This window comes from Pseudonocardia pini (genome assembly GCF_013870575.1).
GTDB classification, from domain to species: domain Bacteria; phylum Actinomycetota; class Actinomycetes; order Mycobacteriales; family Pseudonocardiaceae; genus Pseudonocardia; species Pseudonocardia pini.
This window is the reverse complement of record NZ_JACBXB010000321.1, coordinates 1-5,980: the sequence shown is the minus strand read 5'-3', so window position 1 is coordinate 5,980 and position 5,980 is coordinate 1. Positions and strand designations below refer to the sequence as shown.

Below are 5,980 nucleotides of genomic sequence, written 5' to 3'. Positions count from 1 at the left end.
CGCGGCGCCGACCAGCCCGCCGAGGCTGAACGCGGCGTGCAGGAAGGGCATCAGCGGACGGTCCGGCCTGCGGGCCTCGACGGCCACGCCCGCGCTGTTCACCGCCACGTTGACCAGGCCGGTGAACACGCCGAACAGCAGCAGCGCGGCGCAGAGCCCGGGGATCGAGGTCGCCAGTCCGGGCAGCGGGACGACCAGGCACAGCCCCGCCGCGCCCGCCACGGCGATCCGGCCGGGGCCGAACCGGGTGGCGAGCACCCCGGTGAGCTGCATCGACGCGAGCGCACCGAGGGACACACAGAGCAGGGCGATGCCGAGTGTCGCGTGGGTGGCGCCGACCTGGGCGGTGACGTCCGGGATGCGGGCGGCCCAGCTGCCGAACACGGCGCCCGCGAAGGCGAAGAGCGTGGTGACGGCGACTCGGAGACTGCGGAAGGTGGGGGAGACGGACGAGCGGGAACGCGGACGCGTCCCGCCGGGGAAGACGGGCATCGGGGGTGTTTCCTCGGGCGGACCGCGTGCTCCGACGGCGTTCGGGTTGCCGTGGCCGGAGGGGTCCGCCGTGACGGTCGCGCGGTGGGGACGATCGCGCGACGTGGCGGTCGGATGGTGGAGACGCACGACCGCGTGCGCCGGTGCTCCACTCTGGCGGAACCGGCCCCTTGATCGCCAATCCGTCGCAGGTGAGACGGCTCACGATCGATTCAGATGATCTCGACCAACCGGTCCAGGAACGGCAGCTGGCCCTTGACCAGCTTCACCCGGGCGGTCTCGAGGTCGAACCACGCCGCGCGGTCGATCTCGGGGAACCGCAGCCGCCTGCCGGAGTGGCGCGGCCACTCGATCTCGACCCAGTCCCCGGCGTCGGGGCGCTCGGCCACGGCGGCCACCAGCTCGTCGGGCACCTCGCCCGCGAGGGCGAACCCGAGGACGGTCTTGCGCCGCCCGGACTGCACCACCGCGCCCAGCTCGCGCAGCTCGCCCGCGGGCGGCGGGAAGCCGAGCTCCTCGGTGAACTCCCGCCGGGCGGCGGCCGTGGGCTCCTCGCCCTCGTCGAGCTCGCCCTTCGGGATCGACCAGGCCGCCGCGTCCTTGCGCGCCCAGAACGGGCCCCCCATGTGCCCGAGGAGCACCTCGACACCGGCACGGTCGCGATGGAGGAGGATCCCGGCACTCGTCAGCACCGGGCCATTCTTCAGTGGATGTGCGACCGCCAGTCCGCCGGGACCCGTCCCGACGGCCCCGGGGTGGGCTGGTCCGCCGGGTGCGAGGTCGGGGGGGCCAGGGCGGGGCCGTTCAGGCCGACCTCCCGGGAGTAGTCCCAGAACCAGTCCTCGCCCGGCTCGAAGCTCTGCACGACGCCGTGCCCGGTCTCCCGGTAGTGCGCCGTGGCGTGCTGCGCCGGGGAGGAGTCGCAGCACCCGACGTGCCCGCACGTGGCGCAGCGGCGAAGGTGGACCCACCAGCCGCCCGCGGCGTCGCACTCGGCGCACCCGGATCCCGAGGGCGGTACGGCAGGGTCGATCACGGTTCCTCCGCAATGGCGTCGAACGGCAGCAGCACCTGGAAACGGGTGTCCCCGGGCTCCGACTCCACCCGCAGGTCGCCGTGGTGTCGGTTGACCACGATCCGCCACGAGATGTCCAGGCCCAGCCCGGTGCCCTCGCCGACGGCCTTCGTGGTGAAGAAGGGCTCGAAGATCCGCGACCGGATCTCCGCCGGGATCCCGGGGCCGGTGTCCCGGATCTCGACGAGCAGCCGGTCGCCCTCGCGCGCGGTGCGCACGGTGAGCGTGCCGTGCCCGGCCATGGCCTGAACGGCGTTGTCGATCAGGTTCGTCCAGACCTGGTTCAGCTCGGCCGCGTAGACGTTGACCTTCGGCAGCGTGCGGTCGAAGTCCTTGACGAGCTTCACGCCGTCGCCGAACTTGCCGTGCAGCATGATGATCGTGGACTTGAGCAGCTCGTGGATGTCCACGGTCTGGTAGGGCGCGCGGTCCATCTGCGAGTACTGCTTCGCCGCGCCGACCAGCGTGGACACCCGGGTGGTCGAGTCCGCGATCTCGTTCATCAGCAGCTCGGTCTCGACCGTGTAGTTCAGCCAGCGGACCGCGCCCTCGAGCACGCCCGGCGGCACGCTCGCCTTGACCTGGGCCAGCCACTCGACGTCGATCCCCGCGGCCACGAAGTTCGGCGCGATGTCCCAGCCGCCCTCGATGCCCTGGTCGGAGATCCACTCGCCGACCTCGTCCTCGGCGTCCCCGGTCTCCAGGGGACTGAGCTCGGGTGCCTTGCCGACGCGGTCGGCCGCGTCCTCCTGCAGCCTCATCAGGGTCTCGAGGTCGACGCGCTCGTACGGGCCCGCGGCGATCATGCCCAGCTTGTGCCGCATCCCCGCCACGCGCTCGCGCAGCGTCGACGTGGCGCGCACCGCGGCCGCGGCCGGGTTGTTCAGCTCGTGGGTCAGGCCCGCGGACAGCGAGCCGAGCGCGAGGAGCCGTTCGCGCTGGCTGACGGCCTGCTGGGTGTTCTGGATCCCGAAGAACAGTCCCTCGAGCAGGTGCAGCGCCATTGGGAACCACTCGCGCATGAGCGTGGAGAGCTTCTGCGCGTCGAGCACGTAGAAGCGCGACGGGGCGGTGACCCGCAGCGAGTTGTTGTAGGTCTGGGGCATCCGGTCGCCGAGGTAGGCGTGCCAGGCGCCGGCGTAGACCCCGGGCTGCGAGGTCCGCTCCACCTCGACGTCCTCGCTGCCGGAGCGCCTGCTGAGCACGACCGTGCCCTGGACGAGCACGTAGAAGCAGGTCGCGGGCGCGCCCTCGGTGTAGACGACGCCCGGCTCGAACTCCTCCATGCGGCCCTGGTCGCACAGCGAGGCGAGCTGGGTGTCGTCCAGCTTCTCGAAGAGGAAGAGGGTCTTGAGCTCCTCCGGGTCACAGACACTCATCACGGGTTCTCCAGATACCTGTGGACCAGCGACACGGCCATCGCCCCGTCGCCCACGGCCGACGCGACCCGCTTGACGGACTCGGCGCGCGCATCCCCCGCGACGAAGACCCCCGGCAGGCTGGTCTCCAGGTGCAACGGATCGCGGTCGGTGTTCCATCCCGCGGGCCGCCGACCGTCGGTCATCAGGTCCGGCCCGGCCAGCACGAACCCGGCCCGGTCGCGCTGGATCCGGTCGCCGAGCCAGTCCGTGCGGGGGCTGGCGCCGATGAACACGAACAGGTAGCCCGCGTCGACGGTCTCGGTCTCGCCGGTGTTGCGGTCCCGCAGCGTGAGCTTCTCCAGGTGCTCGCCGCCGGTGGCGTCGACGACCTCCGCGCAGGTCCGCACGGTGATCTCGTCGATGCCCTCGATCTGCTCGATGAGGTACTGCGACATCGACGCCTGCAGGCTCGGACCGCGCACCAGCATCGTGACGCTGCGGGCGTGCCGGGAGAAGTACACGGCGGCCTGACCTGCGGAGTTCGCACCGCCGACGATGTAGACGTCGCTGCCGGCGCAGCCCGCGGCCTCGGTGAGCGCCGAGCCGTAGAACACCCCGCGGCCCGCCAGCTCGGTCAGCCCCGGGGCGTCGAGCTCCCGGTAGGTCACGCCGGTGGCCAGCACGACCGCGTGCGCGTGGATGGTGCTCCCGTCGGCGAACGTGACGGTCCGCGCGGCCCCGTTGGCCTCCAGCGACACGACCTCGCGGGCGGTGAGCACCTCCGCGCCGAGCCGCACCGCCTGCCTGCGGGCCCGGTCGGTGAGCTGGGCGCCGGACACGCCGTCGGGGAAGCCGAGGTAGTTCTCGATCCGTGAGCTCTGCCCGGCCTGGCCGCCGGTCGCCGTGCGCTCGACCAGCACCGTGCGCAGCCCCTCGGACGCGCCGTAGACGCTGGCGCCGAGCCCCGCGGGCCCGCCGCCGATCACGATGAGGTCGTAGAAGTCCGTGGCCGGCACCGTGGCCAGCCCGACCCGCTCCGCCAGCTCGGTCTCCGCGGGCGCGACCAGGCACTCGCCGGCGGGGGAGATCACCACGGGCAGCTGCGAGTCGTCGACGCCCGCGGCCGCGAGCAACCGCGCCCCCTCCGCGCCGTCCGCCGGGTACCAGCGGTAGGGCACCTGGTTGCGGGCCAGGAAGTCCCGCACCTCGTGCGAGCGCGCCGACCAGCGGTGCCCCACGACCCTGGTCTCGCAGACCTCCCGCCGGTCCGCGCGCCGCCAGGACTCGACCATCGCGTCGACGACCGGGTAGAGCTTCTCCTCCGGTGGGTCCCACGGCTTGAGCAGGTAGTGGTCCAGGTCGACGACGTTGATCGCGGTGATCGCCGCGTCCGTGTCCGCGTAGGCGGTGAGCAGCACGCGGCGGGCGGCGGGGTACAGGTCGAGCGCCTGCTCCAGGAACTCGAGCCCGTTCATCCCGGGCATCCGGTAGTCGGCGAGCAGCACCGCCACGTCGTTGCCGCGCAGGGCCATCTCGCGGAGCGCCTCCAGCGCCTGCTGCCCGGACTCGGCCCGGACGACACGGAAGGTCTCGCCGTAGCGCCGACGCAGGTCGCGGGCCACGGCTCGGGAGACGCTCGGGTCGTCGTCGACGGTGACCAGGGCGGGTTTGGCGGGAACCAGGGTCGAGGGGGATGACGCGGGGGCATCCGGCATGAGGTCCATCCTGCCGTGTGGTGAGGGGCGACGGCACGTGATTCCGCGCCGGGCTGACGGGAGTGCCCGATCCTCTCTCGTCAGCTCATGCGTTCCCGCAGCCCGCTGGCCCGGCTCACCGGGCGTCCGACGGCCGCGCGCACCGCCTCCTCGCTGCCGACCAACCGCACGACCCGCTGCGCCCGGGTGACCGCCGTGTAGAGCAGCTCGCGGGTGAGCAGGGGGGACTCCGGTGGGGGGAGCACGACCGTGACGTGGTGGAACTGGCTGCCCTGGCTGCGGTGCACGGTCATCGCGTGGACGGTCTGCACGCCGCCGACCCGGGCGGGGGCGAACGACTGCGGCGCGGCCGGGCGACCGAACACCGCACGCAGGGTGCCGTGCTCGCGGACCACCACCCCGGTGTCGCCGTTGTACAGACCGAGGTCGTAGTCGTTGCCGGTGACGAGCAGGGGCCTGCCCGGCCACCAGGGGCCTGCCCGCTCGCCGGGAGCGGGATCGTCGAAACCCGGGTGGGCGGCCGCGAGCCAGCGCTCCACCTCCTGGCTCCACCGCGTGACCCCGAACGGCCCCCGCCGGTGTGCGCACAGCAGGCGGTGCCGGTCCCGGCCGCGCAGCGCGTCCGCGGTCCGGCCCGCCGTGGCCGCCTCGATCAGGGCGCCGGAGGCCTCGACGACGTCCGCCCGCAGCCCCTCGAGCCCGGCCGGATCGCGCACCTCCAGGTTCGACTCCACGAACCGCAGGTCGGGGTGCCCGGCGCGCAGCAGCTTGACGGCCGCGTCCGCGTCCCCGCGCTGGACCGCCTCGGCGAAGGCCGCGATCCCGCCGCGGAACCGCCAGGTGTGGGTGAGCGTGACGACGCCGTGCACCACCGGCGGATCGCCCTCGGCGAGCGCGCCGATCTCCCGGAGCCGGGTGTCGAGCTCCGGCTCGGGGGTGCCCGCGGCGTGGGCGAGGTCGCCCAGCACCGCCCCCGCCTCGACCGACGCCAGCTGGTCCGGGTCGCCGACCAGGACCAGCCGGGCGTCGGGGCGGACGGCCTCCAGCAGGCGGGCCATCAGGGTCAGCGAGACCATCGACGTCTCGTCGACGACGACGACGTCGTGCGGGAGGCGGTTCGCGCGGTCGTGCCGGAACCGGCTCGTCGACCCGGGGCGCCGACCCAACAGCCGGTGGATGGTCGACGCGGTGGGCGCCCCGACCCGAGCGCGGTCCTGGGCGGGCAGCTCGGCGGTGTGGTGGCCCACGGACTCCCCGAGCCGCGCCGCGGCCTTCCCGGTCGGCGCGACCAGCGCCACGCGCAGCGGGGAGTGGCCCTCGTGCAGGTCGTGCAGCAG

At 73.6% G+C, this 5,980-nt stretch carries 6 protein-coding genes; all 6 read right to left on the bottom strand.

The window, feature by feature from the left end; all coding sequences use genetic code 11:
- On the bottom strand, positions 1-492 hold a 492-nt coding region (locus H5J29_RS18225; RefSeq protein ID WP_512700124.1), incomplete at its 3' end, for an MFS transporter.
- Between the two features lie 212 nt (positions 493-704).
- The gene (locus H5J29_RS18220) at positions 705-1,184 is read right to left on the bottom strand and encodes an NUDIX hydrolase (RefSeq protein ID WP_312858292.1); all 480 of its coding nucleotides are present in this window, start codon (positions 1,182-1,184) and stop codon (positions 705-707) included.
- A gap of 11 nt (positions 1,185-1,195) precedes the next feature.
- A complete protein-coding gene (locus H5J29_RS18215) occupies positions 1,196-1,528 on the bottom strand; it encodes a UBP-type zinc finger domain-containing protein (protein WP_181782158.1) in 333 nt (110 codons plus the stop codon).
- A complete protein-coding gene (locus H5J29_RS18210; RefSeq protein ID WP_181782157.1) occupies positions 1,525-2,946 on the bottom strand; it encodes an ATP-binding protein in 1,422 nt (473 codons plus the stop codon). Before H5J29_RS18210 ends, H5J29_RS18215 begins: the two co-directional genes overlap by 4 nt.
- Positions 2,946-4,643, bottom strand: coding sequence for an NAD(P)/FAD-dependent oxidoreductase (locus H5J29_RS18205; RefSeq protein WP_181782156.1), 1,698 nt, complete (start codon positions 4,641-4,643; stop codon positions 2,946-2,948). Before H5J29_RS18205 ends, H5J29_RS18210 begins: the two co-directional genes overlap by 1 nt.
- 80 nt (positions 4,644-4,723) lie before the next feature.
- The coding region (gene recD, locus H5J29_RS18200; protein WP_181782155.1) for an exodeoxyribonuclease V subunit alpha at positions 4,724-5,980 on the bottom strand (1,257 nt) is incomplete at its 5' end.